At 72.0% G+C, this 25259-nt stretch carries 23 protein-coding genes; 10 read left to right on the forward strand and 13 right to left on the reverse strand.

What is annotated here, in order from left to right:
• Window positions 1–182: 182 nt before the first annotated feature.
• Window positions 183–680 (forward strand): transcription elongation factor GreA, encoded by a 498-nt coding sequence (greA, locus tag GPA10_RS01450; protein WP_058852746.1) that lies wholly within the window; start codon window positions 183–185, stop codon window positions 678–680.
• Between the two features lie 100 nt (window positions 681–780).
• On the opposite strand, the gene GPA10_RS01455 is transcribed toward greA, so the two are convergent.
• Window positions 781–1161, reverse strand: coding sequence for a hypothetical protein (locus tag GPA10_RS01455; protein ID WP_058852747.1), 381 nt, complete (start codon window positions 1159–1161; stop codon window positions 781–783).
• Between the two features lie 289 nt (window positions 1162–1450).
• On the opposite strand from GPA10_RS01455, the gene GPA10_RS43575 reads away from it, so the two are divergent.
• Entirely contained in the window at window positions 1451–2155 is a 705-nt protein-coding gene (locus tag GPA10_RS43575) for a LuxR C-terminal-related transcriptional regulator (protein ID WP_157163875.1), read from the forward strand.
• 77 nt (window positions 2156–2232) lie between these two features.
• Here the strand turns inward: GPA10_RS43575 and GPA10_RS01465 are convergent, their stop codons facing one another.
• The 3 genes from GPA10_RS01465 to ilvA form a co-directional block, all read right to left on the reverse strand.
• Window positions 2233–3096 carry an ABC transporter permease gene (locus tag GPA10_RS01465; protein WP_425505637.1) on the reverse strand — a complete coding sequence of 288 codons (864 nt, stop codon included), beginning with the start codon at window positions 3094–3096 and terminating at the stop codon, window positions 2233–2235.
• Window positions 3093–4166 carry an ATP-binding cassette domain-containing protein gene (locus GPA10_RS01470; RefSeq protein WP_157163876.1) on the reverse strand — a complete coding sequence of 358 codons (1074 nt, stop codon included), beginning with the start codon at window positions 4164–4166 and terminating at the stop codon, window positions 3093–3095. The genes GPA10_RS01465 and GPA10_RS01470 overlap by 4 nt, the downstream gene beginning before the upstream one ends.
• A 326-nt stretch (window positions 4167–4492) precedes the next feature.
• Window positions 4493–5725 (reverse strand): threonine ammonia-lyase, encoded by a 1233-nt coding sequence (ilvA, locus tag GPA10_RS01475; protein ID WP_157163877.1) that lies wholly within the window; start codon window positions 5723–5725, stop codon window positions 4493–4495.
• A 145-nt stretch (window positions 5726–5870) separates the two neighbouring features.
• Between ilvA and GPA10_RS01480 the strand changes: the two genes are divergently transcribed.
• From GPA10_RS01480 to GPA10_RS41570, 3 genes are all read left to right on the forward strand, one after another.
• Window positions 5871–6383 (forward strand): MarR family winged helix-turn-helix transcriptional regulator, encoded by a 513-nt coding sequence (locus GPA10_RS01480; protein ID WP_058852759.1) that lies wholly within the window; start codon window positions 5871–5873, stop codon window positions 6381–6383.
• A 141-nt stretch (window positions 6384–6524) separates the two neighbouring features.
• Window positions 6525–7031: a sigma factor-like helix-turn-helix DNA-binding protein gene (locus GPA10_RS01485; RefSeq protein ID WP_343040171.1), complete on the forward strand. Its 507-nt coding sequence runs from the start codon at window positions 6525–6527 to the stop codon at window positions 7029–7031.
• Window positions 7028–7282, forward strand: coding sequence for a hypothetical protein (locus GPA10_RS41570; RefSeq protein ID WP_198351480.1), 255 nt, complete (start codon window positions 7028–7030; stop codon window positions 7280–7282). The genes GPA10_RS01485 and GPA10_RS41570 overlap by 4 nt, the downstream gene beginning before the upstream one ends.
• Window positions 7283–7310: 28 nt before the next feature.
• On the opposite strand, the gene GPA10_RS01490 is transcribed toward GPA10_RS41570, so the two are convergent.
• Window positions 7311–8468: a cystathionine gamma-synthase gene (locus GPA10_RS01490; RefSeq protein ID WP_058852762.1), complete on the reverse strand. Its 1158-nt coding sequence runs from the start codon at window positions 8466–8468 to the stop codon at window positions 7311–7313.
• A 134-nt stretch (window positions 8469–8602) separates the two neighbouring features.
• On the opposite strand from GPA10_RS01490, the gene GPA10_RS01495 reads away from it, so the two are divergent.
• From GPA10_RS01495 to GPA10_RS01505, 3 genes are all read left to right on the forward strand, one after another.
• The gene (locus GPA10_RS01495; protein ID WP_157163878.1) at window positions 8603–9721 is read left to right on the forward strand and encodes a hypothetical protein; all 1119 of its coding nucleotides are present in this window, start codon (window positions 8603–8605) and stop codon (window positions 9719–9721) included.
• A gap of 176 nt (window positions 9722–9897) precedes the next feature.
• Complete coding sequence (msrA, locus tag GPA10_RS01500) at window positions 9898–10566, forward strand: peptide-methionine (S)-S-oxide reductase MsrA (protein ID WP_058852764.1); 669 nt, start codon at window positions 9898–9900, stop codon at window positions 10564–10566.
• Window positions 10567–10654: 88 nt separating this feature from the next.
• Window positions 10655–11449, forward strand: a complete 795-nt coding sequence (locus GPA10_RS01505; RefSeq protein WP_157163879.1) for an alpha/beta fold hydrolase — start codon at window positions 10655–10657, stop codon at window positions 11447–11449.
• A 19-nt stretch (window positions 11450–11468) separates the two neighbouring features.
• On the opposite strand, the gene GPA10_RS01510 is transcribed toward GPA10_RS01505, so the two are convergent.
• The 3 genes from GPA10_RS01510 to GPA10_RS01520 all read right to left on the reverse strand — a co-directional run bounded on the left by GPA10_RS01510 (window position 11469) and on the right by GPA10_RS01520 (window position 15079).
• Window positions 11469–13112 (reverse strand): MFS transporter, encoded by a 1644-nt coding sequence (locus GPA10_RS01510; protein ID WP_157164172.1) that lies wholly within the window; start codon window positions 13110–13112, stop codon window positions 11469–11471.
• 365 nt (window positions 13113–13477) lie between these two features.
• Window positions 13478–13864, reverse strand: a complete 387-nt coding sequence (locus tag GPA10_RS01515) for a VOC family protein (protein WP_157163880.1) — start codon at window positions 13862–13864, stop codon at window positions 13478–13480.
• 162 nt (window positions 13865–14026) lie between these two features.
• Window positions 14027–15079 carry an NAD(P)-dependent alcohol dehydrogenase gene (locus GPA10_RS01520; RefSeq protein ID WP_058848311.1) on the reverse strand — a complete coding sequence of 351 codons (1053 nt, stop codon included), beginning with the start codon at window positions 15077–15079 and terminating at the stop codon, window positions 14027–14029.
• Between the two features lie 147 nt (window positions 15080–15226).
• Here GPA10_RS01520 and GPA10_RS01525 point away from each other — a divergent pair, with 147 nt between their 5' ends.
• Window positions 15227–16213 (forward strand): helix-turn-helix transcriptional regulator, encoded by a 987-nt coding sequence (locus tag GPA10_RS01525; protein WP_157163881.1) that lies wholly within the window; start codon window positions 15227–15229, stop codon window positions 16211–16213.
• Window positions 16214–16384: 171 nt separating this feature from the next.
• Here GPA10_RS01525 and GPA10_RS01530 read toward each other — a convergent pair whose 3' ends face one another.
• The 3 genes from GPA10_RS01530 to GPA10_RS01540 all read right to left on the reverse strand — a co-directional run bounded on the left by GPA10_RS01530 (window position 16385) and on the right by GPA10_RS01540 (window position 21832).
• Window positions 16385–19747: a S8 family peptidase gene (locus GPA10_RS01530; RefSeq protein ID WP_425505638.1), complete on the reverse strand. Its 3363-nt coding sequence runs from the start codon at window positions 19745–19747 to the stop codon at window positions 16385–16387.
• Between the two features lie 251 nt (window positions 19748–19998).
• Window positions 19999–21246: a L,D-transpeptidase gene (locus tag GPA10_RS01535; protein WP_157163882.1), complete on the reverse strand. Its 1248-nt coding sequence runs from the start codon at window positions 21244–21246 to the stop codon at window positions 19999–20001.
• Window positions 21247–21493: 247 nt separating this feature from the next.
• Window positions 21494–21832 (reverse strand): hypothetical protein, encoded by a 339-nt coding sequence (locus GPA10_RS01540; protein WP_157163883.1) that lies wholly within the window; start codon window positions 21830–21832, stop codon window positions 21494–21496.
• Window positions 21833–21943: 111 nt separating this feature from the next.
• On the opposite strand from GPA10_RS01540, the gene GPA10_RS01545 reads away from it, so the two are divergent.
• Window positions 21944–22273 (forward strand): LPXTG cell wall anchor domain-containing protein, encoded by a 330-nt coding sequence (locus GPA10_RS01545; protein WP_079086389.1) that lies wholly within the window; start codon window positions 21944–21946, stop codon window positions 22271–22273.
• A gap of 42 nt (window positions 22274–22315) precedes the next feature.
• Here GPA10_RS01545 and hutH read toward each other — a convergent pair whose 3' ends face one another.
• Both hutH and GPA10_RS01555 read right to left on the reverse strand, forming a co-directional pair.
• Window positions 22316–23854, reverse strand: a complete 1539-nt coding sequence (hutH, locus tag GPA10_RS01550) for a histidine ammonia-lyase (protein ID WP_157164174.1) — start codon at window positions 23852–23854, stop codon at window positions 22316–22318.
• A gap of 182 nt (window positions 23855–24036) precedes the next feature.
• Window positions 24037–25194, reverse strand: coding sequence for a GGDEF domain-containing protein (locus GPA10_RS01555; protein WP_157163884.1), 1158 nt, complete (start codon window positions 25192–25194; stop codon window positions 24037–24039).
• Between the last annotated feature and the right edge of the window lie 65 nt (window positions 25195–25259).

Consider the following 25259-nt stretch of genomic DNA (forward strand, 5'->3'; position numbering starts at 1 on the left):
GCGCGACACGCCCCAGTCACCCCTGACACCCCTGCTTTCACCTGCGGTGACGCAATACAGATGGCTTATGTCCTCCCCCTTCGGCAGCGGAATTGTTAGGCTCGTGGTTTCGCCCACCCGTGAGGGAACATCCTTCTGGGTAGGGCGATGCTTTGTATTCCCAGTACCTACGAGGAGCACCTGTGACCCAGACCAGCGACAACGTCACCTGGCTGACCCAGGAGGCGTACAACCAGCTCAAGGCCGAGCTGGAGTACCTGTCTGGTCCTGCGCGCACCGAGATCGCAGCCAAGATCGCGGCGGCGCGCGAGGAGGGCGACCTGCGCGAGAACGGCGGGTACCACGCGGCGAAGGAGGAGCAGGGCAAGCAGGAGCTCCGCGTCCGCCAGCTGACCCAGCTCCTGGAGCACGCCAAGGTCGGTGAGGCGCCCGCCCAGGACGGCGTGGTCGCTCCCGGCATGGTCGTCACCATCGCCTTCGACGGCGACGAGGACGACACGCTGAGCTTCCTGCTCGCGTCCCGGGAGTACGCCAGCGACGACATCGAGACGTACTCGCCGCAGTCGCCGCTCGGCACGGGCGTCAACGGCAAGAAGATCGGTGAGAACGCGCAGTACGAACTGCCGAACGGCAAGCTCGCATCCGTGAAGATCCTCGAGGCCAAGCCGTACCAGGGCTGAGCCCGCCCAGGCCACGCGAAGACCCCCGGCGCACGCCGCGCCGGGGGTCTTTCTCGTATCCGGTGCTCAGCGGCACCTCACGATCAGCGGCACCTCACGATCAGCGGCACTTCACGAAGCGCGGCGCCGAGTCCTTGATGTCCTTGCGGTTGTTGGTCCTGGTGCCCGACATCAGGGTGCGGAAGATGCCTTCGCGGGGGCACTTGATGCCGACGCTGGTGCTGCCGATCGAGCTCGGGGCCACGTTCTGACACTTGCTCGCCGCCACCACCGGCGGGAGCGTCCCGAAGCTCTCCTGCAGCAGCTGGACGCAGACCTTCTTGTAGCCCTTGTAGATCCCGCTGGCCCAGACCTTTCCGTTCTGCGCCTTGGGCTGGTAGGCCCCCAGCTCCCGGGCCGCGGCCTCCGACGGCACCGTCGCGCCCATGATCATCCCCGCCGCCAGCACGGCAGCGGCCGTACCCATCCGCACTTTGGACATGGTCTTCCCCTCGTTCGGCTGTACTCGGTCCGCCGGCCCCGGCCGCGGCGCGCCGCCCGGCCGTTACCGACGCAAATAGCTTCCCGCCACACGCATCTCGGGGAGTACCCCCCGCCCAGGGGATCTTTCGCGCCATCCGCGCCGCACTGTTCATGTTCATGCCGCCCGGGGTTCACCCCCCGCGTCGCACCATCTTGGGCGTGCGCAGCTTGATCACGGAGTGACCGCCGTGCTCGACCGCCTGCGCGCCGCAGGGCCACGGGGAAGCAGCGAGACACGGGGGACAGCTGTGATATCGGTCGGTGTCATCGCACGGGGCGGACCGGAACGGGCGGAGCTGCGGGCCGCCCTTGAGGCGGAGGGGCGGTATCTCGTCGCCGGTGAGGGCGAGCCGGGCGGTGAGCTGGCGCTCGTGCGCCGGGCCCGGCCGCGTGTGCTCGTGGTCGGCCAGTACGACGAGGACTCGGCGCTCACCGCCCTGCACCGTCTCACCGGCGCGGACGCTCCGGTGGCCGTGGTGCTGCTCGCCCACCGGTTCACCTGCGGCGGTCTGCGCCGCATCCTGGCCTGCCACCCGGCGGGGGTCCTGCACCGGGCCAGTGCCGCCGCGCAGCTGCCGTGGGCGGTCGGCGCGGCGGCCGCGGGCGGGCCCGTGCTCGGCCCCGAACTGGTCGGCGTGGTCGCCGGTGCCTGCCCGTGCGCCGGCTGTGCCCCGGCGGCGCGGGACGAGGCGCGCACCCTCCTCGCGACCCTGTCCACCCGCGAACTGGAGGTCCTCGAACTCGTCGGCGAGGGCCTCTCCAACCCGCAGATCGCCGCCGCCCTCACCATCAGCTCCGACACCGCCAAGGACCATCTGGGCAGCATCTGCGGCAAGCTCGGCATCCGGGGCCGGCTACAGGCGGCACGGGTCGCCTGGCAGGCGGGGCTCACCGGGCGGCGGGGAACCCGGGCGGGCGGGGGCCGTCCGGCCGCGGTGGCCGGGTGCCGGTGACGCGTGGGACACCGGTGAGCGCCAGGCGCCCGGTGGCTCCCCGCGCCGGGAGCGGGCCGTGACTTCCCGCGCCCGGGTCAGGCCGCGGCCGAGCGGTACTTGCGCACCGCCAAGGTCCGGAAGACCAGCAGGATCAGCACGGACCAGAGCACCGAGGCGAGCACCGGATGCTGCATGGGCCAGGCGTCCGGGGTCTTGAAGCCGGGCGGGAGGTTGCCGAACAGCTCGCGGCAGGCCTGGACCGTGGTGCTGAACGGGTTCCACTCGGCGATGTGCCGGAAGAACGTCGGCAGTTTGTTGGAGTCCACGAAGGCGTTCGAGATGAACGTGAGGGGGAACAGCCAGATCAGTCCGCCGGAGGTCGCGGCCTCCGGTGTGCGGACCGACAGGCCGATCAGGGCGCCGATCCACGAGAAGGCGTACCCGAGCAGGAGCAGCAGGCCGAAGCCCGCGAGGATCTTGCCGAAGTTCTCGTGCGTGCGCCAGCCGAGGAGCAGGGCGACGCCCGCGAGCACCACCAGGGTCAGCGCGGTCTGCGCCAGGTCGGCGATGGTGCGGCCGGTGAGGACGGCGCCGCGCGCCATGGGCAGCGAACGGAACCGGTCGATGAGGCCCTTGTGCATGTCGTCGGCGATGCCCGCGCCCGCGCCCGCCGTGGCGAACGTGACGGTCTGCGCGAAGATGCCCGCCATCAGGAAGTTGCGGTAGTCCTGCGACGAGAGCGAGCCGCCGACCTGGATGGACCCGCCGAAGACGTACGTGAAGAGGATCACGAACATCACGGGCTGGATGAGTCCGAACAGGACCACTTCGGGAATCCGGACCATGCGGATCAAGTTCCGCTTGGCGACGACCAGGGAGTCCCTCACGGACTGGCGGATGCCGCCGGCGGGCCTGGGCCCCGCCTTGACGGCGGCGTCGGTGGCGGTGCTCGTGCTCACTTGTCGGCCTCCTTCTTGCGCTGCGACCCGGTGTCGGCCCCGGAGCCCGGCCCGGCGTGGGGACCCGCGTCGGCGTGGGGACCCGCATCGGCCCCGGCTTCGGCTTCGGCGTCCGCGCCCGCGTCCGGGAGTTCGGCGGCGTGCCCGGTGAGGGAGATGAAGACGTCGTCGAGGGTGGGGCGGCGCAGTCCGATGTCGTCGATCTCGATGCCGCGGGCGTCCAGCTCGCGGATGACCTCGGCGAGCAGCTTGGCGCCGCCGGTGACGGGGACGGTCATCTTGCGGGTGTGCTCGGCGACGGCGACCTCGCCCTTGCCGAAGCCGCGCAGGACCTCGGAGGCGGTGGCGATGTGCCCGCGGTCGTGCACCACGACCTCGACGCGCTCGCCGCCGGTCCGGGCCTTGAGCTGGTCGGAGGTGCCGCGGGCGATGACGCGGCCGTGGTCGACGACGCAGATGTCGTGCGCCAGGTGGTCGGCCTCCTCCAGATACTGCGTGGTCAGGAGCAGCGTCGTACCGCCCGCGACGAGTTCCTGGATGACCTCCCACAGGCCCTGGCGGTTGCGCGGGTCGAGGCCGGTGGTCGGCTCGTCCATGAACATCACGGGCGGCGACACGACGAGGGCGGCGGCGAGGTCGAGGCGGCGGCGCATACCGCCGGAGTAGGTCTTGGAGGGGCGGTCGGCGGCGTCGGCGAGGTTGAACCGGTCCAGCAGCTCACCGGCCCGCTCCTTGGCCTCCTTGGCCTTCATCTGGTAGAGCTGGCCGACCATCTGGAGGTTCTCACGGCCGGTCAGATACTCGTCCACGGCGGCGAACTGGCCGGAGAGGCCGATGGAGCGCCGGACCTCGTTCGGATGTTTCAGGACGTCGATCCCGGCGACGGTCGCCTTGCCGCTGTCGGGCGTGAGGAGTGTCGTCAGACAGCGGACCGCGGTGGTCTTTCCGGCGCCGTTCGGTCCGAGGAGGCCGAGGACGGTGCCTTCCGGGACGTCGAGATCGACGCCGTCCAGAGCCCTTACGTCACCGAAGGTCTTCACCAGACCTTCGGCATAGATGGCGCCTGGCATGTGGGTCTCCCATGGTGTGGGTGGAACCTTGCGAGCCGGCGACGGCCGTACCCAGCTGTCCGGCCGTACGGGGGCTACCTAGCGAAAAGTTTAGTTTTGTCGGGTTCTGCCTGCCCAACCATTTTCCCGACACCCAAGACACTAACGCGATACATCGCGTCTCTTCAACGGAAACGGCGAAGTCCGCGGACCCCCTCGGTGCACACGCATCCACGCACGGCGCGCGCGTCACCCCCGCACGCCCCCGGGACATCGCCTCCGGCACGCCGCCCCCGGGACATCACCTCCAGCCCGCCGCCCCCGGCGCTCCGCCCGCGAAGGCCCCCTCAGCCGATGACCAGATACCCCGCCTCCCGCAACGCCCCGCCCACCTCGGCGCAGTGTTCCGGTCCCTTCGTCTCCAGCTGGAGCTCCACCTCCGCCTCGGTGAGGCCGAGCCGCGGGTCGGTGCGTACATGGCGTACGTCGAGGACGTTGGCGTCCACCTCCGACAACACGCCGAGCAGGGTCGCGAGGGCGCCCGGCCGGTCCGTCAGGCGCAGCCGCAGCGACAGGTAGCGGCCCGCCGCCGCCATGCCGTGGCGCAGGGTGCGCTGCATCAGGAGCGGGTCCACGTTGCCGCCGGAGAGCAGGGCGACGACGGGCCCGCCCGCGAAGGCACCCGGGTTGCTCAGGAGCGCGGCGACCGGGCTCGCGCCCGCGGGTTCGACGACGAGCTTCGCCCGCTCCAGGCAGAGCAGCAGGGCGCTGGACAGCTCGTCCTCGGAGACCGTGACGATCTCGTCCACGAGTTCCTCGACGATGCGGAACGGCACGTCCCCGGGGCGCCCCACCTTGATCCCGTCCGCCATCGTCACCGGGTTGTCGACGGACACCGGCCGCCCCGCGGCCAGCGAGGGCGGGTACGCGGCGGAGCCCGCGGCCTGCACGCCGACGAGCCGCACGTCGGGACGGACCGTCTTGACGGCGACGGCGATGCCCGCCGCGAGCCCGCCGCCGCCCACGCCGACGACGAGGGTGCGCAGCTCCGGGCACTGTTCCAGGATCTCCAGGCCCACGGTGCCCTGCCCGGCCACGACGTCCGGGTGGTCGAAGGGGTGGATGAAGACGGCGCCGGTCTCCCGGGCGTGGTCCTGCGCCGCGGCCAGCGTCTCGTCGACGACCTGCCCGCGCAGCCGGACCTCCGCGCCGTAGTCCCGGGTCGCCGCGACCTTCGGCAGCGGGGCGCCGACCGGCATGAACACCGTCGAGCGCACGCCGAGCAGCGACGAGGCGAGGGCCACGCCCTGCGCGTGGTTGCCCGCGCTGGCCGCGACGACGCCCGCGGCGCGCTCCTCTGGCAGCAGACCGGCGATCCGCACATAGGCGCCGCGCAGCTTGAAGGAGCCGGTCCGCTGGAGGTTCTCGCACTTCAGGTGCACCGGGGCGCCGACGAGCCGCGACAGGTGCCGGCTGCCTTCCATGGCGGTGACCCGGGAGACGCCGACGAGCATCTTCTGCGCGCCGCGCACGTCGTCGAGCGTCACCGGCGGAAAGGAGCGAGTGGTGCGGTAGCTCATGACCGCAGTCTCGCAGTTCACGCCACGGTCCTCTCCGTGTGACCAAGCCGCGAGACGGGTTTGCGCAGCGCCGGTACGGGTAGCGCCGGGGCCGCGTACTCTGTCCCCCAATCCACCACTCTTCACATGAAGTGAGCCCCCGGCCATGCCCACAACTCCGGACATGACGACCGCCAGCGATCCCGGCCTCCTCGACACGCTGCAGCACCAGGTTGCGGTGTTCGCGCGGCGCGCGGAGCAGACCCGTCTCGGCGGCGTCGGACAAGTCCGCAACTCCATGGATCGCGCCGCGTACCTGCTGCTCAACCGCCTTGACAAGGAAGGGCCCATGGGCGTCAAGGCGCTAGCGGCCAGCATGGGCATCGACTCCTCGACGGTGACCCGCCAGGTCGCTCCGCTGGTCGACACCGGCCTGGTCAAGCGCACATCGCACCCCGAGGACGGCCGCGCGGTCGTCCTCCAGCTGTCGCCGCGCGGGCAGGCCCGCCTGGACGAGGTCCGCTCCTCGCGGCGTGAACTGATGGCGGAGCTCACGCAGGACTGGGCTCCCGAGGAACGGGAGAGCTTCACGACCCTGCTCACCCGTTTCAACACCGCGCTCTCGGCGCGGCAGTCGTCCCAGGCACTACCGGACGCTGTCGCTCCGGCCGACTCCTGAGCCACCGGCCGCGGTTCGCCGACTGCCGCGGCCGGGCCCCGAGCGGACCAGTCCGCTCGCGCAGGGCTCTTGACCTGGGCGCCATGCCTGGCCTCAGATAAAACCGGGTCCCCCCGATATCCGAACACGGCGGGAGGCGCGGTGCGAGAGCGGCAGGCCGTCCAACAGGCCCGCCGTGCCCGGGAGTTCGAAGCGTTCGTCGCGGGCGCGGCAGGCCGTCTTCTGCATGCCGCCACGCTGCTCACCGGCGAGCGGCCCGGTGCCGACCCGCGCGCGCGGGCGCTGCTCACCGGGGCGCTCGCCACCACCTACGCCTCCTGGGACCGGCTCCGCGGCGAGGACCCCTACGACCGTACCCGTACCGCCCTGGTCGTCCGTTTCGCCAGGAGTGCCTGGCGGCGGCCCCGGGCGCACGAGGGCCCGCTCGCCCGGCTCTCCCCGCAGGAGCGGCTCGTACTCGTCCTCAGGCTGTACGAGGGCGTGGCCGAGGAACAGGCGGCGGCGCTGCTCGGGCTGCCCGTCGAGCGGGTCAGGGCGCTCTCCGCGCGGGCCGTCGCCGCGGTGCTGCGTCCGCCGCGCGGGCCCGCACCCTCCCCCGCGCAGCCCCCGGCGGCGCCCACCGCGCTCGGGAAGGCGGCCCCGTCATGAGCCAGCAGGAGCGCCGCGAGGCCGCCGTGCGGCGGCTGCTCGACGCCGGCGGGCCCGCGCCCGTACCGCACGACCTGCACACCGACGCCGTGCGCCGGGGCGCGGTCCTGCTGCGGCGGCGCACCGTGCTGCGGCGCCTCGGCTGGCTGCTGCTGCTCGCCGCCGTCCTCGCCTTCGCCGTCTGGGCGGCGGACGCCCAGCCGTGGACGGAGCCCCCGTCCCGGACCACGCCACCGCTCACACGCTGGTAGCGGCCGAGAACGGGGCGTACTCGCAGCGTTACTCGCCGAGTGCCTGCTTCAGGTCCGCGAGCAGGTCGTCGGCGTTCTCGATGCCTACGGAGAGGCGCACCAGGTCGGCGGGGACCTCCAGGGCGGAGCCCGCGGTGGAGGCGTGCGTCATCCGGCCCGGGTGCTCGATGAGGGACTCCACGCCCCCGAGCGACTCGCCGAGGGTGAACAGGCGGGCCCGGTCGCAGACCTCGACGGCCGCTTCCTCGCCGCCCTCGACCTGGAAGGACACCATGCCGCCGAACGCCTTCATCTGCTTGGCCGCGATCTCGTGGCCGGGGTGCGAGTCGAGCCCGGGGTAGAGGACCTTCGTCACGCGCGCGTGCCGCGTGAGCGCGTCCACGACGCGCTCGGCGTTCTCGCTGTGCCGGTCCATGCGCACGGCGAGGGTCTTGATGCCCCGCAGGACCAGCCAGGAGTCGAAGGGCCCCGCCACGGCGCCCATCGCGTTCTGGTGGAAGGCCAGCTCCTCGCCGAGCGCGTCGTCGTTGACGACGAGCGCGCCGCCGACGACGTCGGAGTGCCCGCCCATGTACTTCGTCATGGAGTGCACGACCACGTCGGCGCCGAGGGCGAGCGGCTGCTGGAGGTAGGGGCTCGCGAAGGTGTTGTCGACGACGAGCTTCGCCCCGGCCTCGCGGGCGATCTGGGCCGTGGCCTCGATGTCGGTGATGCCGAGGAGCGGGTTGGAGGGGGTCTCCACCCACACCGCCTTGGTGCGCGGCGTGATCGCGGCGCGCACCGCGGCCGGGTCGGAGGTGTCGGCGACGGACCACTCCACGCCCCACCGCGAGACGACCTTGGCGAACAGACGGAACGTGCCGCCGTACGCGTCGTTGGGGATGACCACGTGGTCACCGGGCCCGAGCAGCGTACGCAGCAGGCAGTCCTCGGCGGCGAGCCCGGAGGCGAAGGCGAGACCGCGGCGGCCGCCTTCGAGGGCCGCGAGGTTCTCCTCCAGGGCGGTGCGCGTCGGGTTGGCGCTGCGGCTGTACTCGTAGCCGCCGCGCAGGCCGCCGACTCCGTCCTGCTTGTACGTGGACACCTGGTAGATGGGCGGGACGACGGCGCCGGTCAGCGGGTCGGCGGTGTTGCCCGCGTGAATGGCGACGGTCTCGAAGCTCTGGCTGCTGTGCGAGTCACTCATGCGGCCTGAGCGTAATGCGACGCGGCGCCGCGGGGCGTCCGGGCCGGGCGGGCCGCAGCCGGGCCCCGGGCGGTTCGGCCGGGGGGCACGGCCAGGTTGGCCAATTGTCACCGGCTTCTGGTTCGCTTGTCCGTATGGAGATTCTCTGGGTCCTGATGGCCCTGGTCATGATCGGGGCGGTCCTCGGGCCGTATCTGCTGCGCAGACGCGGCGGCATCCGTCAGGTGCACCCGAGCTCCCCGGACGCGGCGGACCCGGCGAACTACGGCTTCGCGCGCCAGGAGGAGCTCGACATCCGCATGCCGGGCCCCGACGCCGACCTCCTGGAGGTCCTGGACCTGGTGCAGCGTACGCAGGACTGGCGGGCCGCGTCCCAGCTCCTCGCGGGCACGGAGGTGCACGGCGAGCAGCGCTGGCAGCGCGTGCAGGCCTTCGCGGGCGCCGCCTCCCTGGAGCTCGCGCAGCGGCCCGGCGGGGTCAGCGACGCCCCCGGCGGGCAGTGGCTGCGGGTGTGGCGGGCGGAGAACCCGAAGGACGCGGGCGGCGCCGCGGTGCACGCGGAGTTCCTGGTGCAGCAGGCCTGGCGCACCGCGACCCCGGGGACGGACGAGTTCCGGATCATCCTGGAGGAGGCCAAGGAGGCCTGCGGGCAGGCGGCCCTGCTCTCCCCCGGCGACCCGATCCCGTACATCGTGGAACTGTCCATCGCGCGTGGCCTCGCGTACCCGCGCGCGGAGTTCGAGCAGCTGTGGCTGAAGATCCTGGACCGCGCCCCGGCGCACATGGGGGCGCATCTGGCGGCGCTGCACTACTGGTGCGAGAAGTGGCACGGCACCCGCGAGGAGGCGTACTCCTTCGCGGAGGCCGCGGCGACGCGCGCCCCGCAGGGCTCGCTGCTCGCCGCGCTCCCGCTGTTCGCGGTGTACGAGCACCTGCCGGAGGTCAATCTGGTCCGCGGGTTCTACGAGAGCGAGGTCGTGACGAAGGCGATCGAGGGCGCCCAGTTCGCGGTGCACACGGCCCGCGCGGGCGACCCGATGCTGGCGCACGTCCGCCATCTCCTGGTGTTCTTCCTGGTCCGCTGCGAGCGCTGGGGCGAGGCGATGCACCAGCTCGTGCACGTCGACGGCCACGTGGGCGCGCTGCCGTGGACCGTGTCGGGCGACCCGGCGGCGGACTACGCGGTCTACCGCGCCCTGGCCGTCGCGGGGTACGAGGCCAACGGCGGCAGCCCGGCCACGCTCCCCCACTGAGCCGACCCGGAGCCGCCCCGACCCCAGCCTCGACCCCAGCGCCAGCTCCAGCCCCAGCCCCCGCCGAACAACACCGGGCGCCCCGCGTGACCGGCAGGAATGTCCCCGGCCGCCCCGTCGTTCCCCCTACGGGCAGCCCTGCCGCGCCCCACGCCCCGCCACGAGGAGAGAAGCACATGATCTTCGGCCGCACGCCCGTGCTCCCCACGCCCGAGGAGGCCCTGAAGGGCCGCGCGACGCCCGAGTTCGAGGTGCCCTCGGCGCACACCGTCCTCGGCAACCCGCTGGTCGGCCCCTACCCCGAGGGCCTGGAGGTGGCCGACTTCGCGCTCGGCTGCTTCTGGGGAGCCGAGCGCAAGTTCTGGCAGACGGACGGCGTCTGGACGACCCTCGTCGGCTACCAGGGCGGATACACCGAGAACCCCGCCTACGAAGAGGTCTGCTCCGGCCTCACCGGCCACGCGGAGGCCGTCCGCGTCGTCTTCGACCCGGCGAAGGTCACCTACGCCGAGCTGCTCAAGCTCTTCTGGGAGTCGCACGACCCGACCCAGGGCTTCCGCCAGGGCAACGACGTGGGCACGCAGTACCGCTCCGCGATCTACACCCACTCCCCCGCCCAGGAAGCCGCGGCCGTCGCGTCCCGCGACGCCTACCAGCAGGTCCTGACCGCCTCCGGCCACGGCACGATCACCACGGCGCTGCTGCCCGCCGAGGGCCGCACGTTCTGGCCCGCCGAGGCCCACCACCAGCAGTACCTGGACAAGAACCCGGGCGGCTACTGCGGCATCGGAGGCACCGGCGTGAGCTGCCCGATCGGCGTCGCCAAGGCCGCCGACGGCGCCTGAGCGCGCTGCCGCCGCACCTCGCCGCCGCACCCCGCCGCCGCACCCCGCCGCCCCGCACCCGGACCGGAACCAGGACGCCCACCCAGCCATGCCGCACGCGTACGCCCCCGACGGCACCGCCCTGCACTACGAGCTGCGCGGCACCGGTGAACCCCTGGTGCTGCTCAGCGGGCAGTCCAACAGCCGGCGGTGGTGGGACCCCGTGGTCGCGGACTTCGCCGCCGCGTACACGACCGTCACCGTCGACTGGCGCGGGACCGGCGAGAGCGAGAGGCCCGACACCGACACCTACAGCACCCGCGGGTTCGCCGCCGACGTGCTGGCCGTCCTCGACGACGCCGGGATCGGGCGTGCGCACGTGTACGGGACCTCGATGGGCGGCCGGGTCGCGCAGTGGCTCGCCGCCGACCACCCGGACCGGGTCGGGCGGCTCGTGCTCGGCTGTACGTCGCCGGGGGCGCCGCACGGCGTCGAGCGCGGGCCAAAGGTGCGGCGGGCGCTCGCGCAGGCCGACCCGGCCGCGGCCCGGCGCGTGCTCCTGGAGCTGATGTACACGCCCGCGTGGATCGCCGCACGGGAAGCCGCGGGACAGACGGAGTTCACCACCCTCGGCGACCCCGGCATGCCCGCGCACGCCCGCCGCCGCCATCTGCGCGCCAGCGCCCGGCACGACGCGTGGGACGCGCTCACGCGGATCGAGGCGCCGACGCTCGTCGTGCACGGCGGCGACGACACCTTCAACCCGACCGCGAACGCCGCCCTCATCGCGGGCCGCGTACCGGCCGCCAGGACACAGCTCCTGCCCGGCGCCCGGCACGCCTACTTCGAGGAGTTCGCGGACGTCGCCACACCCCTGGTCCTCGGGTTCCTGGCCGGCTCCTGAGGGCAGGGCGGGAAGCAGGTCACTCGTCCCGTTCGCGTTCCCGTTCACCGGACCGCCTGCCGGACTTCGACGCCTTCCCGCCGCCCCCGCGGGGATGCCACAGCCGCAGCCAGAGGTCCCGGGCGTGCCGGCCCTCCTCGACGCGGCTGCGGGCGACCACCTCGCGGGCCTCGTCCTCCGTCTCGACCATCGGGCCCGAGCCGCGCAGCGGCTGTCCCGCCGTCTCGTGCAGGAAGAACGTCGACACCAGACCGATCACTCCGGCCACCACCAGGTAGTAGCCGGGGATGAGGGTGTTGCCGGTCTGCTCGACCAGGAACGAGGCGAACAGCGGGGTGGTGCCTCCGAACAGGGACACGGAGATGTTGAAGGCGATCGACAGCGCGCCGTACCGCAGCCGGGTCGGGAACAGCGCGGGCAGGGTGGCCGCCGCCGTACCGGCGAAGCACACCAGGAGCAGCCCGAGGATCACACAGCCGAACGCGGGGAAGAGGATGCCGCCCTCCCGGATAAGGAGGAACGCGGGCACCGCCAGGATGATCATGGCGATGCTGCCGCCCATGAACATCGGGCGCCTGCCCCACCGGTCGGAGCCGCGGCCCACGGTGGTGATGGCGAGCGCGACGAGCAGCATGGTGCCGAGCACGAGGAGCTGCGCCGTGGTGTCGCTCTCGCCGAGGGTCACCGTCATGAACGTCGGCAGGTACGACGTGACCATGTAGTTGGTGACGTTGTAGAGCAGCACCAGGCCCATGCAGATGAGGACCGCCTGCCAGTGCCGGGTGAAGATCTCCTTGAGGCGGCCCTTGCCGGACTGGCGGGCCTCCTCCACGGGGTCGCCGCCCTGCTCGTCGCCGCCCTGCTTGTTGCCGCCCTGCTCACCGCCGCCCCGCTCGCCGCCGTCCCCCCGCCCGGCCGCCGCGGAAGAGGCCGCCGCGGAAGAGGCCTCCGCCGCGGAGGCGACCTCCTGCTTGAAGGCGGGGGTCTCCTCCAGCTTCAGGCGCATGTAGAGGCCGATGATGCCGAGGGGGCCCGCGATGAAGAACGGGATGCGCCAGCCCCAGCTCTCCAGGCCGTCCGAGCCGAGCGTCAGCGTCAGGACGGTGACCAGGCCCGAGCCGAGGGAGTAGCCCACGAAGGTGCCGAAGTCGAGCCAGCTGCCGAGGAATCCGCGCCGCTGGTCGGGCGCGTACTCGGCGATGTAGGTGGTGGCGCCCGCGTACTCGCCGCCGGTGGAGAAGCCCTGGACGAGGCGGCACAGCAGGAGCAGCAGCGGGGCGGCGAAGCCGATCGAGGCGTACGACGGCAGGAAGCCGACCGCGAAGGTGCTGGCCGCCATCATGATCATGGTCGCGGCGAGTACGCGCTGCCGGCCGATGCGGTCGCCGAGCGGCCCGAAGACGAGCCCGCCGAGGGGTCGTACGACGAAGGCGGCGGCGAAGGTGGCGAAGGTGGAGACGACCTGGGCGCCGGGCGAGCTCGACGGGAAGAAGACCTTGCCGAGCGTGCCCGCCAGATAGGCGTAGACGCCGAAGTCGAACCACTCCATGGTGTTGCCGAGCGCGGCGGCCGACACCGCGCGCCGCACCATCGGCTGGTCGGAGACCGTGACGTCCTCGGGGCTCAGCGACTTCTTGCGGCGGCGCAGGAGCGTGCGCGCCATGCGGTCGGTCGCCGCGGAGCGGCCCTTGGGCACCGCGTCCTGCTCCTGCCCGCCGGGGCGCCGGGCCGTTCCGCGTGGAGAGCCTCTCGCCATGAACCCTGTCCCCTCCTGACGACCGGGAGAAAGCTGTGCCGCCGCAAAATTAAGCCGCCCCCTGGGGAGCGGCAAGGCGACGATTCCCTGTTGCGCCCGTTCCCGGGCGCAACGGATTCACACGTGGTCCCGGAAGCGGAGAGGCGGTCGGCAGCCGGGAGGCCCGGCGCGGGGGTACCTCCATACGGATGAGGGAGGGGCACCTCTACGGATAAGGGAGGAGGCGCCTCGGCTCGCCCCCTCCCCCTCCCCTCCCCCCGGAGGTCCCGCCCCTACTCCCCCGACCCGTACGGCTTGGTGAGGATCTCCAGCTTGTGGCCGTTCGGGTCGTCCCAGTACACGCCCCGGCCGCCGTCGTTCGTGTTGATCTGGTTCTCCAGCTTGTGGTACGGGTCGGCCCAGTATGTGAGACCGCGGTCCTTGATGCGCCCGAAGATCGCGTCGAACTCCGCGTCGGAGACCAGGAAGGCGTAGTGCTGCGCCACGAACGGCTCGCCGTCGCCCTCGTAGTAGTCGAGCGTGACGCCGTTGGGGATGGTCACCGGGATGAACGGACCGTACTGCGGGCCGACTTCGAGACCAAGGATGTCGGCGAGGAACTGCGCCGAGGCCTTCTTGTCCTCGGCCGCGACAATCGTGTGGTTCAACTCGATGGTCATCGTGCGGACCTCCTCGTAGTCACTGCCTGACATCGACCACGGTAGGTCCGCGCCCCCGGCCCGGACATCGGTCGGCGGGTCGGTGCCCGCTGCGCTCCGTGCCCTAGGCCCGTGGTCGCAGACGAATTCCGGCCGCCGCAGCCGTCCGCCGGACCGGCGGCGTCAGATCGTCGACGCGTCGATCACGAAGCGGTACCGCACATCGCTGGCGAGCACCCGCTCGTACGCCTCGTTGATCCGCTCGGCCGGAATCAGCTCGATCTCGGCGCCGAGGCCGTGCTCGGCACAGAAGTCCAGCATCTCCTGGGTCTCCCCGATGCCGCCGATGGCGGAGCCCGCGAGGGTCCTGCGCTGGAGCATCAGGGGGAAGAGGTTCAGCGAGACGGGCTCCTCGGGGGCGCCGACGTTCACCAGGGCGCCGTCCGTCTTGAGCAGGCCCAGGTACCGGTCGAACGGCAGCGGCGCGGAGACCGTGGAGACGATCAGGTCGAAGGAGCCCGCGAGCTGCTCGAAGGTGCTGTCGTCGCTGGTCGCGTAGTAGTGGTCGGCGCCGAGGCGCAGGCCGTCGTCCTTCTTGCGCAGGGACTGCGACAGGACGGTCACCTCGGCCCCCATGGCGTGCGCGATCTTGACGGCCATGTGGCCGAGGCCGCCGAGCCCGACGACGGCCACCTTCTTGCCGGGGCCCGCGTTCCAGTGGGCGAGCGGCGAGTACGTGGTGATGCCCGCGCAGAGCAGCGGCGCGGCCACGTCCAGGGAGAGGCCGTCGGGGATGCGCAGCGTGAAGGCCTCGTCGACGACGATCTTCGCGGAGTAGCCGCCGAGGGTGGGCTCACCGTTCTTGTCGAGGGCGTTGTACGTCTGGATGTTGCCCTTGTCGCAGTACTGCTCCTGTCCGGCCAGGCAGTTCGCGCACGCGCGGCAGGAGTCGACCATGCAGCCGACGCCGACGCGGTCACCGACCTTGTACTTGGTGACGTCGGCGCCGACCTCCGCGACCACACCGGCGATCTCGTGGCCCGGCACCATCGGGAAGATGCCCTCGCCCCAGCCGTCGCGGGCCTGGTGGATGTCGGAGTGGCAGATACCGGCGTACTTGACGTCTATGAGGACGTCGGACGGGCCGACGGGCCGCCGCTCGATGGTCGTGCGCTCCAGCGGCGCCTTGGCGGACGCGGCAGCGTAGGCAGGTACGTTCAGAGTCTGTGCGGTCATGACTTCGAGGCTGTCACCTGGGCAAACAGTCACCCAGCACTCCATCGTGCCTACGTACGGGGGGCGTGGCACGGCTGTGCGTACCACTGCTCTGCCTACTACTGCCAGGGACAGGCCGGTGCCCGGAGGAGGCCGGATACTGGACGTATGGACGAGAACGCGCCCGCGGGCCATCCCGCCGAGACTCCCGCCACCGCCCCGCAGCGGCAGGGGTTGGAGCAAGGGCATTGGCAGGAGCAGCGGCAGGGACACGGGCAGCGGCAGGAGCAGCCGGAGACCCTAGACCCGCGCGCCGAGCTGAGCGAGTTCCTGCGCACCCGCAGGGCCCGCCTCCAGCCCCACGACGTGGGCCTGCCGAGCTACGGCAGGCACCGGCGCGTCCCGGGCCTGCGACGCGAGGAGCTGGCGCAGCTCGCCGGGGTGTCGGTGGCGTACTACACCCGCCTGGAACAGGGCAACGGCCGCAACGTGTCGGGCGAGGTCCTCGACTCCATCGCGCGGGCCCTGCGCCTGAGCGAGGCCGAGCACGCGCACCTCACGCACCTGGCGAAGCCGACCGCGCACAAGAAGAAGAAGGCCACCCGCGCCCAGCACCTGCGGCCCGAGTTGCAGCATCTGATGGACGCGATGGAGGGCGTGCCCGCCTACCTCCTCGGCCGCCGCTCGGAGATCCTCGGCTGGAACAGGATGGCGGCGGCGCTCTTCGGCGACTGGGGGGAGCTGCCGCGCGAGGAGCGGAACTGGGCGCGGCTCACGTTCCTGAACGCGTCGATGCGCGAGCTGTTCCACGAGACGTGGGAGCAGAAGGCGTCGGACATCGTCAGCTTCCTGCGCATGGAGGCGGGCTGCTACCCCGACGACCCGAGGCTCTCCGCCCTGGTCGGCGAGCTCTCCGTGAAGAGCCCGGAGTTCCGGGGCCTGTGGGCCACCCACGACGTGAAGGAGAAGAGCCACGGCGTGAAGCGGCTGCGGCACCCCGTGGTGGGCGAGCTGACCCTGTCGTTCGAGGTGCTGCGCCTGCCCGACGACCACGACCAGTCCCTGGTGACGTACCACGCGGAACCGGCGTCGCCGTCGGCGGAAGGGCTCGCGCTGCTGTCCAGCTGGGGTGTCGAACGCCCGGCGCACCGCTAGCGGCCCGCATCCGACCGCGCGGCGCCGAGTCCGTCCGGCGCCGCGCGGCGTGCTGCCCGGTGCCCGGCCTGCGTACCGGCTCGGGCTCAGGAGCGGGTCCCCGGGAAGATCACTTCCCGGGGCCCAGGAGTACTCCGGTACTCAGGAAGGTCCCGGCACCCGGGGGGCGGGTCACTTCCCGTAGTACGCGTTGTAGATCGAGACCGTGGACTTGTTGCCCTTCTTGTCCGTGATCTTGGCGTGGAACGAGATCCCCTTGCCCTGCTCGGGGTTCTTGACCTCGATCTTGCCGTTCTTGACCTTCACCTGCTCCCACGTCTGCCCGTAGTCGTAGCTGACGTACGTGTACAGCGACTTGAGCTGGTCACCGGCCGCGGCGCCCTGAACCGTCACCGGCACCGACTGCTTGGCGCCCGCGGGGGCCCGGCTGTCGAGGCCGACGGCCGCGTTGAAGCGCACGCCGGAGACCGGCAGCTCGGTGACGGCGGTCGCCCGCTTCGAGCGGAAGGTCCAGCTGGCGTCGACCCGCGTGGAGGCGGCGGACACCGCGACCCCGCGCCGCACCGACGTCGACAGCTTGTACTCGGCGTCGCCGGCCGGGACCTTGAAGCTCTTCTCGCCGGTCAGCGGGTCGTCGTTCTCGCCGACCAGGTCGCCGTTCCGCGTCAGGGTCGTCTTCACCGAGCTGTATGTGGAGCCGCCCGCGTGGGTCTTGCCGTCGGCGAACAGCGGCAGGGAGCCGGTGATCTTGTCGCCCTCGCGGGAGACGCCGTAGCTGCCGCCGACGCGCGGCCCGAAGACGGCGGTGTTGAACGTCTTCGTGTACGTCTTGCCGCCGGTGAACGCCTGCGGCTTGCCCAGGGTGTAGAAGGCGTCGACGACCGGCCAGCCGTCCGGGTCCACCCCGCCCTGCTGCTCGAACTCCAGGCCCCAGGTGACCTTGTCGAGCGTGGACAGGTAGAGGGTGCGGGTGCTCGGTGTCTTCTGCGGGATGCTGATCGCGCTGCCGCCGATGCCCTGGGGCAGCTCGCCGAACGCCGCGACCGCGCCCTTCTTGCCGCTGGAGGACGCCCCGAGGCCCGCCTTCACCGTGGCGAAGTCGGCTTCGCGGTAGTCCTTGGTGTAACCGGTCGCGAGCTGCTTGACGGGGCCGCCGGAGACGGTGTCGTACTGCGCCTTCTCACCCCGGGACCAGTGCCCGTCCCACTGCTGGAAGAGCGTGCCGCCGGTGAACTGCGGGCCGAGGTGCGCGCTGCGGAACCCGTCGTAGGTGTCGAGGAGCCAGCCCGAGGAGGACGAGTAGTCGCCGACGGTGATCCCGTACGAGGGCGAGGCGAACTCCGCCCTGGCGGCGGACGACGGCACGCTGATGTCGACCGGCTTGGCGGTGCGCGCGTCCACCGTGACCTTGGCCGCCTTGTCGACGGTCAGCTTCGGCTGCACCACCCAGTCGATGCCCTTGGTGCTGTCGACGGGGTCGACGAAGACAGCGGCGTCCAGGGCGTACGTGCCCTTGGGCACCCGCAGCTTCGCGGTTCCCGACGGGTCGTGCACCGGCAGCCACAGGCCCTTGCCGAGGCCGGCCAGGCCGCCGATCGTGGTGTTGGTGTACGGCGCGGGCTTCCCGTCGCGGCCGATGTGCTCGACCGTCAGGTCGTACGACTCGACCTCGCGGTCGACGGCGGCGGCGGTGCGGACGCTCTGGCCGCCGCCGTTCGCCACGATGTACGCGGAGTAGGCGCCGTCCACGGTGGAGCCGAGCCGGGTGTCGGCCGTCACGTCGACGGAGGCGGTGCCGCCCGCGGGGACGGTCACCTTCTTCGCGCCGAGGGTGAAGAAGCCGTCGGGGGCGGGCTTGCCCTGGGGGTCGAGAGTCTCGGCGGTGAGGTCGAGGGTGACCTCCTCCTTGCCGAGGTTGCGGTAGGTGAGCTTCTTGGTGACGGGCTTGTCGTCGGTGTGCGGCCACAGCTGGGTGCCGAAGCTGATGGAGACCGGGTCCGCGACGACCGTCTGCTTGATGGCCCGGTCCACGGCGACGCGCCCGGAGCCCTGCTGGAAGGCGGTGTACTTGCCGGGCTTCGTGGAGGCGGCGAGCGCGCCCTTCAGCTCGGGCTGCTTCCAGTCCGGGTGCTGCTGCTTGAGCAGGGCGGCGGCGCCCGCGACGTGCGGGGCGGCCATCGACGTACCGGAGATCGTCAGATAGCCCTCGGGGTTCTGGCCGACCTCCTTCTCGATCTCGCTGCCGGGGGCGGCGGCCGCGGTGATGTCGACGCCGGGCGCGGTCACGTCGGGCTTGATCGCGCCGTCGCCGACGCGCGGGCCCCGGCTGGAGAACCGGGCGAGCTTGTCGGCGTCGTCGACGGCGCCGACGGTCAGGGCGGCGTCCGCGCTGCCGGGCGAGCCGACGGAGCCCGGCGACCCCGAGTTGCCCGCGGAGACGGCGAAGAGGATGCCCTTCTCGGCGGAGACCTTGTCTATCTGGGCCTCCAGCGGGTCGACACCGGGGGTGTCGAGGCCGCCGAGGCTCAGGTTGACGACGTCGGCGCCCTGGGCGGCGGCCCAGTCGATGCCCGCGATGATCCCGGAGTCGTCACCGGAGCCGGTGTCGCCGAGCACCTTGCCGTTGAGGATCTTGGCGCCGGGCGCGACGCCCTTGTAGGCGCCGTTCTTGGCGCCCGTGCCCGCCGCGGTGGAGGCGACGTGGGTGCCGTGGCCGACGCGGTCCTTGGTGTCGGGCGAGGGCGTGAAGTCCTCGGCGGCGACGACCTGGTCCTTGAGGTCGGGGTGGGTGGCGTCGACGCCGGTGTCCAGGACGGCGATCTTGACGCCCTTGCCGTCGTACCCGGCGTCCCAGGCCGTGGGCGCGCCGATCTGCTTGACGCTCTTGTCGAGGTTGGCGCTGCGCACGCCGTCCAGCCAGACGCGGCTGATGCCGGCGGCGGTGGTGCGCGCCCCGTCCCGCTCGGCCGTCAGGGCCTGCCACAGCTTGCCCGCGTCCCGCTTGGGCGTGAGCACCGCGTCGGCGTTGAGGGTCTTCAGGGAGCGGCGGAGCTCGGTGCCGCCCGCCTCGCGCACGTCGGCCTTGGCGCCCGCGGCGGCGCCCTTGTAGCTGACGATGACCTTCAGGCCCTGCTTCTGGGCGGTGCGGTTGGCCTTCTTGCTCAGCTCGGTGATGTCGAACAGACGCTGGTCGAGCGTGCCGTCGGCGATCAGGCGCTGGGCGTCGGCGGGGACGACGAGCGTGTGCCCGTCGCGCCGGGAGGTGTGCACGGGTATCCGCTCACGGCCCTTTGCGGGGTCGAAGGCGGTGACGCGTCCCGTGGTGTCGACGGTGACGCGGTCCCCCGTGAGGAGCGTGATGTGGTGCCGGACCGGCACCCGGACGTCGTCCGCCACCGTGCCGGTCACGCGGTGGTCGTCCGGGACGGCGCCCGCCGGGCTGGTCATGCCCGCCGCGAGCGCCACGGCAGCGGCGGTGGCGACACCGGCCGCGGCGACACGTCGGCCGCCGACCGGTCTGTTTGCTTTCCGCACTTGTCTGAGCAAGTTTCCCCCTCAGGTGAAAGCTCTGAGTCACGCAGTATGACGAGGGGGACGATATCTGCTCAACTAAGAGGCAGAAGTGATTAGTTGCAGTTGTTGGCCGGTTCAACATGGCCCCGCAACAAAGCGGATTCCCGCCCACCGCGGTCCGCACCTGCGAAGGCGGCCCGCACCCTGCTCGGGTGCGGGCCGCCTTCGCGTGCCGATGCCGCAGGCCAGAGGCCCGGAGGGGTCGGTTCCCGTCAGACGGCGGAACCCGCCGTCCACTGCGACCAGCTCATGTTCCAGCCGTTGAGACCGTTGTCCGGGGCCACGACCTTGTCTCCGGTGTTGCGGACGTCCACGACGTCACCGGTGATCGAGTTCTCGAAGAACCAGGAGCCCGGCGTCGACTTGTCGCCCGCGCCCTTGGCGTCGCGCAGGCCGATGCAGCCGTGACTGGTGTTCGCGCTGCCGAAGATGGACGAGGCGCCCCAGTAGTTGCCGTGGATGAAGGTGCCGGAGCTGGACAGGCGCATGGCGTGCGGTACGTCCTTGATGTCGTACTCGCCCTTGCCGTCGCTGTCCGTGAAGCCGACGGTGGCGCCGTTCATGCGGGTCTCCTTGAACTTCTCGGAGATCACCATCTTGCCGTTGTACGTCTTGTTGTCCGGCGAGCCCGCGGAGATCGGGATGGTCTTGACGACCTTGCCGTCCCGCATGATCTTCATCTGCTTGGTCTTGGCGTCCACGACCGAGACCTGGTTGCGGCCGATCTTGAACGTGACGGTCTTCTGCTGTACGCCGTACACCCCGTCGGCGCCCTCGACGCCGTCCAGGGACAGCTTCAGCGTGACCGTGGAGTTCTCCTTCCAGTAGTCCTGGGGGCGGAAGTCCAGGCGCTGGTTGCCGAACCAGTGCCCCACGATCTTCTGGCCGCCGGTGGAGGACACCTCGACACCCGACTGCACGGCCTTCTTGTCCGTGATGGCCTTGTCGAAGTTGATCGACACGGGCATGCCCACGCCGACGGTGGAGCCGTCCTCGGGCGTGAAGCTGCCGATGAAGCTGTTGGCCTTCGAGACGGTCGTGAAGGACGAGTTCTCGTGCGCCTTGCGGCCCTCGGAGTCCTTCGCCGTCACGGAGATCTTGTAGGTGGTGGCGCGCTCCAGCTGCTTGCTGGGCTTCCAGGTCTTCCGGTCCGCCGATATCCGGCCCTCGACCGCCGCACCGCCGTCGGCCTTCATGGTCACGTCGGCGAGCGTGCCCTCGCTCACCGTGACCTTGGCGTCACTGTTGATGCTCGCGTTGTCGGAGCCGTTCTCCGGCGCAATCCTGATCTTGGCCTCGGATGTCTTCTTCGCCGCCGCCTCGTCGACCTGGCTCTGCGACTCCTTGCCGCCGCCGCTCTTGTCGCCGCCGCCGTCGTCGCTACAGGCAGAGAGCACCAGCACCCCGCCGACCAGGGCGGACACGGCCGTCAGACCCCTGCGCCGCTTGCTGTCCGTCATTACTCGCTTCTCCATCGTCGCCGAATCCCCAAGACCCCGCGGGTCCCCCCGCAACCCCGCCTAACGCCTTGCCCGGTGCGTCCCGTTCCATTTCCGCCGCGGATGTGGGGAACAACACGTCGACCGCTGCGGCCGGGACCGCCCTGCACCGGGGGGACGACGGAGCCCCGGGCGGCGGCTGCCGCCCGGGGCTCCTGAGGTGGAGAAGGCTTCCCGGGCCGCGGTGCGCCGACCCGTCGGACAGGTCCTACGGCTCTTCGTCGTCGTCCTCGGCGCCATCATGCTCGTCCGGGTCCCAATCCGGCGAATCGGGGTCGTAGTCGATCACTTCGCTGCTCCAGGAGGCCTGGGTGAGCTCCACTCCGGGCACCTCGCCGATCAGGTCGACGGGGTCCACGAGGTAGGCGAGCGCCTCCGCGTCGTCCTCCTTCACGGCGGCCTCCGCATGCTCCCGCTCGGCCGCGGGCATATGGGTGTCCTGGGCGATGCGCCCGAGCGCGGTCCCGCGCAGGTCCTCGGACCCGTCGACCTGGACCACCAATTCGACGCGCAGTCGCACAAAGCGTGATGTCTCGTACGTACTCATAGGCCGGAGCGTAAGGCCAGGCAGGGGCACGGCTTTCCCGCGACCCGCGCCTTTCACTAGCATCGCCCCGGACGGCCAATTCGCCAGCACCACAAGGGGGATCCACTTCCCGTGATCGCACGTCGACCGCTGTTGACCGCAGGCCTGGCGGGAGCTCTGCTCATCGCCCTGTGGTTCGTCCCCTCCGCGAAAGCGACAGCGACGCCGGCCACCTCCGGCGACACCGCACGACACTCGGCCGGATCCGCGGCCGTAACACCTCGCGAAGCGCCGTACGAGACGGCCCGCGAAGCACCGTACGAAACAGCCCACGAAGGCCACCTGGCCGACACCGGCAGCATCGACACGACTCCGTACGTGGCCGGGGGCACGGCGTTCCTGGGCCTCGGTGCGGGGTTCGTGCTGTATTCGGTACGCAGAGAGCGCGCGGAAGCGCTCTGAGCGCCGCACCGGCCCCGTGACGCGCGCGGCGACGGCGGTCGATCAGGCCAGCGGCCCGGTCACCGCCTCGACGGCCGCGACGAGCCGCCCCTCGCCCACGAAGGCGTCGGCCGCCGCGAGGTCGGGCGCCAGGAAGCGGTCGGGCCCCGGCCCCTCGACACCGGCCTTGCGGACGGCCTCGACGACGGCGCGGCTCGCGGGCGCGGGCGTGAGCCCCTCGCGCAGCTCGACGGCGCGGGTCGCGGCGTACAGCTCGACGGCGATGACCCGGCGCAGGTTCGCCACCGCGGTGCGCAGCTTGCGCGCGGCGGACCAGCCCATGGAGACGTGGTCCTCCTGCATGGCGGAGGAGGGGATGGAGTCGGCCGACGCCGGTACGGCGAGCCGCTTCAGCTCGCTGACCAGGGCGGCCTGTGTGTACTGGGCGATCATCAGGCCCGAGTCGACGCCCGCGTCGTCCGCGAGGAACGGCGGCAGGCCGTGCGAGCGGTTCTTGTCCAGGAGCCGGTCGGTGCGGCGCTCCGCGATCGACCCGAGGTCGGCGGCGGCGACGGCGAGGAAGTCGAGCACGTACGCCACCGGGGCGCCGTGGAAGTTGCCGTTGGACTCCACGCGGCCGTCCGGCAGGACGACGGGGTTGTCGACGGCGGCGGCCAGCTCGCGCTCGGCGACCGTACGGGCGTGCGCGAGGGTGTCCCGGCCCGCGCCCGCGACCTGCGGGGCGCAGCGCACCGAGTAGGCGTCCTGCACCCGCGGCGCGTCGTCCTGGTGGTGCCCCGTCAGACCCGAACCGGCGAGGACGGCGGCCATGTTGGCGGCGGACGCGGCCTGGCCCGGGTGCGGGCGGATGGCGTGCAGCTCGGGGGCGAGGACCTTGGCGGTGCCGAGCAGCGCCTCCAGGCTCAGGGCTGCGGTGACGTCCGCGGACTTGTAGAGGACGTCCAGGTCCGCGAGGGCCATGATCAGCATGCCGAGCATGCCGTCGGTGCCGTTGAGCAGCGCGAGGCCCTCCTTCTCACGCAGCTCGACGGGCGTGATGCCGTGCTCGGCGAGCAGCGCGCCGGCGGCCCGCACGGTGCCGTCCGGGCCCTCGGCCTCGCCCTCGCCCATCAGCGTCAGGGCGCAGTGGCTGAGCGGGGCGAGGTCGCCGGAGCAGCCCAGCGAGCCGTACTCGTGGACGACCGGGGTGATCCCGGCGTTCAGGACGTCGGCCATGGTCCGCGCGACCTCGGGCCGCACCCCGGTGTGCCCGGAGCAGACGGTCTTCAGACGCAGGAACATCAGCGCGCGCACGACCTCGCGCTCGACGCGGGGCCCCATGCCCGCCGCGTGCGAGCGGACGATGTTCCGCTGCAACTGGGCGCGGAGCTCCGGGCCGATGTGCCGGGTGGCGAGCGCGCCGAAGCCGGTGCTGACGCCGTAGACGGGATCCGGCTTGGCGGCGAGCGCGTCCACGATCTCGCGGGCCGCGGCGAGGGCGGCGACGGCGTCCTCGCCGATGACGACCCGCGCGTTGCTGCGGGCCACGGCCACGACGTCCGCTGCGGTCGTGCCGGTGGTTCCAAGGACCACGGTCTGCATATCCATATTCAGGAGCGTACGCACTGAATCCCGCCGTGTCACGAGTCCGTTCCCGCTCCGCCCCTTACCCCCTCCCCTCCCACGCGTGACCGCCTCCCCCTCCCACACGTGACCGCCTCCCCTTCCCACGCGTGACCGCGGGACGGCACGGGGGCTTCCGCCCGACCTCCGGCAGAGGCGCCCTACCGCCCCCGGAACCGGCGCCGCTCCCCCGCCCCCGGCGGCCGTACGGAGTCGGCGAGCCGGACGACCGGATCATCGCCGCCGACGCCCGCACGCCCGGCGACCACCGGCTTCCCGGCGCGCGCGGCCTTCGCCCGGTACTGGGCGGCGTCCGCGAGCCGGAACAGGCGCCGGGCGCTGCGCACGGCCCCGATGGGGTCGCCGGTGGACGCGACGCCGCAGGCGACCCCGTCACCGAGCTCCAACTCGTCCGCCCGTACACACACTTCGTCGGCGACCCGGACCACCTCGTCGGCGGTGGGCCCCACCGAGAGCAGACAGAACTCGTCCCCGCCGAGGCGCGCGGCGAGGGCGCCCGGCAGCATCGCGCCGCACAGCGAGAGCACCGACCCGAAGCGCTCGAGGAGCCGGTCGCCGACGGCGTGCCCGCGGGTGTCGTTGACGTGCTTGAGCCCGTTCAGGTCACACACGACGAGGCTCACGACGGCGCCATCGGCCCGGTGCCGCTCCACGGCCTCGTCGAGCCGCAGGTCCACCGCGCGCCGGTTGGCGAGCCCGGTCAGGGAGTCGGTGAAGGCGAGGCGGCGGGCCTCCTCCAGGCGTTCGGTCTGGGCGATCCCGGCGGCGACGACGGAGGCGAGGACGGAGGCGAAGTCTGCGTCGCCGCGCTCGAAGGCGGGCGCCCCCGCGGCCCGCGCCACATACAGCTCGCCCCAGGCCCGCCCGTGCAGCACGATCGGCGCGACGACGCAGCTGCCGCGCCCGCGCCGCCGCAGGGCGGCAACGCGCTGATGGCAGTACCCGGCACCGTGCCCACCGGCCCCGCCACCGTCCCCGTCGGCGGTCTCCACCCAGGCATGCGGCTCCCCGCCCCCGGCCCAGCGTTCGTGCAGGAACTCGGTGATCTCGGGGAACTGGTGCACGGGATAGGCCTCGCCGTCGGGGAACTCCTCCTCGCCGGGCGTACGTTCACCGGCGTTGACGAGCACGCGCAGACGACCGCGCTCGCGCTCCCACACCGACAGCGCGGCGAAGCTGCCGCCGAGGGCGATCATCGCGCCCTGGGCAGCGGCCCGCCAGGACTCACGCGGAGTGTGCGCGGCGGCCATGCCCTGTGCCAGGGCCACGACCGCACGCAGTCGAACGTCCTCACCCATTGCTCCAGGTTACGGACATTTCACACGATGGCTCTCCCGGCGCCCCAGCACAGCGGCCTCCAGGG

The organism is Streptomyces typhae (genome assembly GCF_009755605.1).
GTDB lineage: Bacteria > Actinomycetota > Actinomycetes > Streptomycetales > Streptomycetaceae > Streptomyces > Streptomyces typhae.

Bases quoted from the DNA above. Each gene is read 5' to 3' on its own strand.
- GPA10_RS01455 (WP_058852747.1), bottom strand. From the start codon at position 1,161: ATGTCCAAAGTGCGGATGGGTACGGCCGCTGCCGTGCTGGCGGCGGGG.
- GPA10_RS01470 (WP_157163876.1), bottom strand. From the start codon at position 4,166: ATGCCAGGCGCCATCTATGCCGAAGGTCTGGTGAAGACCTTCGGTGAC.
- ilvA (WP_157163877.1), bottom strand. From the start codon at position 5,725: ATGAGCTACCGCACCACTCGCTCCTTTCCGCCGGTGACGCTCGACGAC.
- GPA10_RS01480 (WP_058852759.1), top strand. From the start codon at position 5,871: ATGCCCACAACTCCGGACATGACGACCGCCAGCGATCCCGGCCTCCTC.
- GPA10_RS41570 (WP_198351480.1), top strand. From the start codon at position 7,028: ATGAGCCAGCAGGAGCGCCGCGAGGCCGCCGTGCGGCGGCTGCTCGAC.
- GPA10_RS01490 (WP_058852762.1), bottom strand. From the start codon at position 8,468: ATGAGTGACTCGCACAGCAGCCAGAGCTTCGAGACCGTCGCCATTCAC.
- GPA10_RS01495 (WP_157163878.1), top strand. From the start codon at position 8,603: ATGGAGATTCTCTGGGTCCTGATGGCCCTGGTCATGATCGGGGCGGTC.
- msrA (WP_058852764.1), top strand. From the start codon at position 9,898: ATGATCTTCGGCCGCACGCCCGTGCTCCCCACGCCCGAGGAGGCCCTG.
- GPA10_RS01505 (WP_157163879.1), top strand. From the start codon at position 10,655: ATGCCGCACGCGTACGCCCCCGACGGCACCGCCCTGCACTACGAGCTG.
- GPA10_RS01510 (WP_157164172.1), bottom strand. From the start codon at position 13,112: ATGGCGCGCACGCTCCTGCGCCGCCGCAAGAAGTCGCTGAGCCCCGAG.
- GPA10_RS01515 (WP_157163880.1), bottom strand. From the start codon at position 13,864: ATGACCATCGAGTTGAACCACACGATTGTCGCGGCCGAGGACAAGAAG.
- GPA10_RS01520 (WP_058848311.1), bottom strand. From the start codon at position 15,079: ATGACCGCACAGACTCTGAACGTACCTGCCTACGCTGCCGCGTCCGCC.
- GPA10_RS01525 (WP_157163881.1), top strand. From the start codon at position 15,227: ATGGACGAGAACGCGCCCGCGGGCCATCCCGCCGAGACTCCCGCCACC.
- GPA10_RS01535 (WP_157163882.1), bottom strand. From the start codon at position 21,246: ATGACGGACAGCAAGCGGCGCAGGGGTCTGACGGCCGTGTCCGCCCTG.
- GPA10_RS01540 (WP_157163883.1), bottom strand. From the start codon at position 21,832: ATGAGTACGTACGAGACATCACGCTTTGTGCGACTGCGCGTCGAATTG.
- hutH (WP_157164174.1), bottom strand. From the start codon at position 23,854: ATGCAGACCGTGGTCCTTGGAACCACCGGCACGACCGCAGCGGACGTC.
- GPA10_RS01555 (WP_157163884.1), bottom strand. From the start codon at position 25,194: ATGGGTGAGGACGTTCGACTGCGTGCGGTCGTGGCCCTGGCACAGGGC.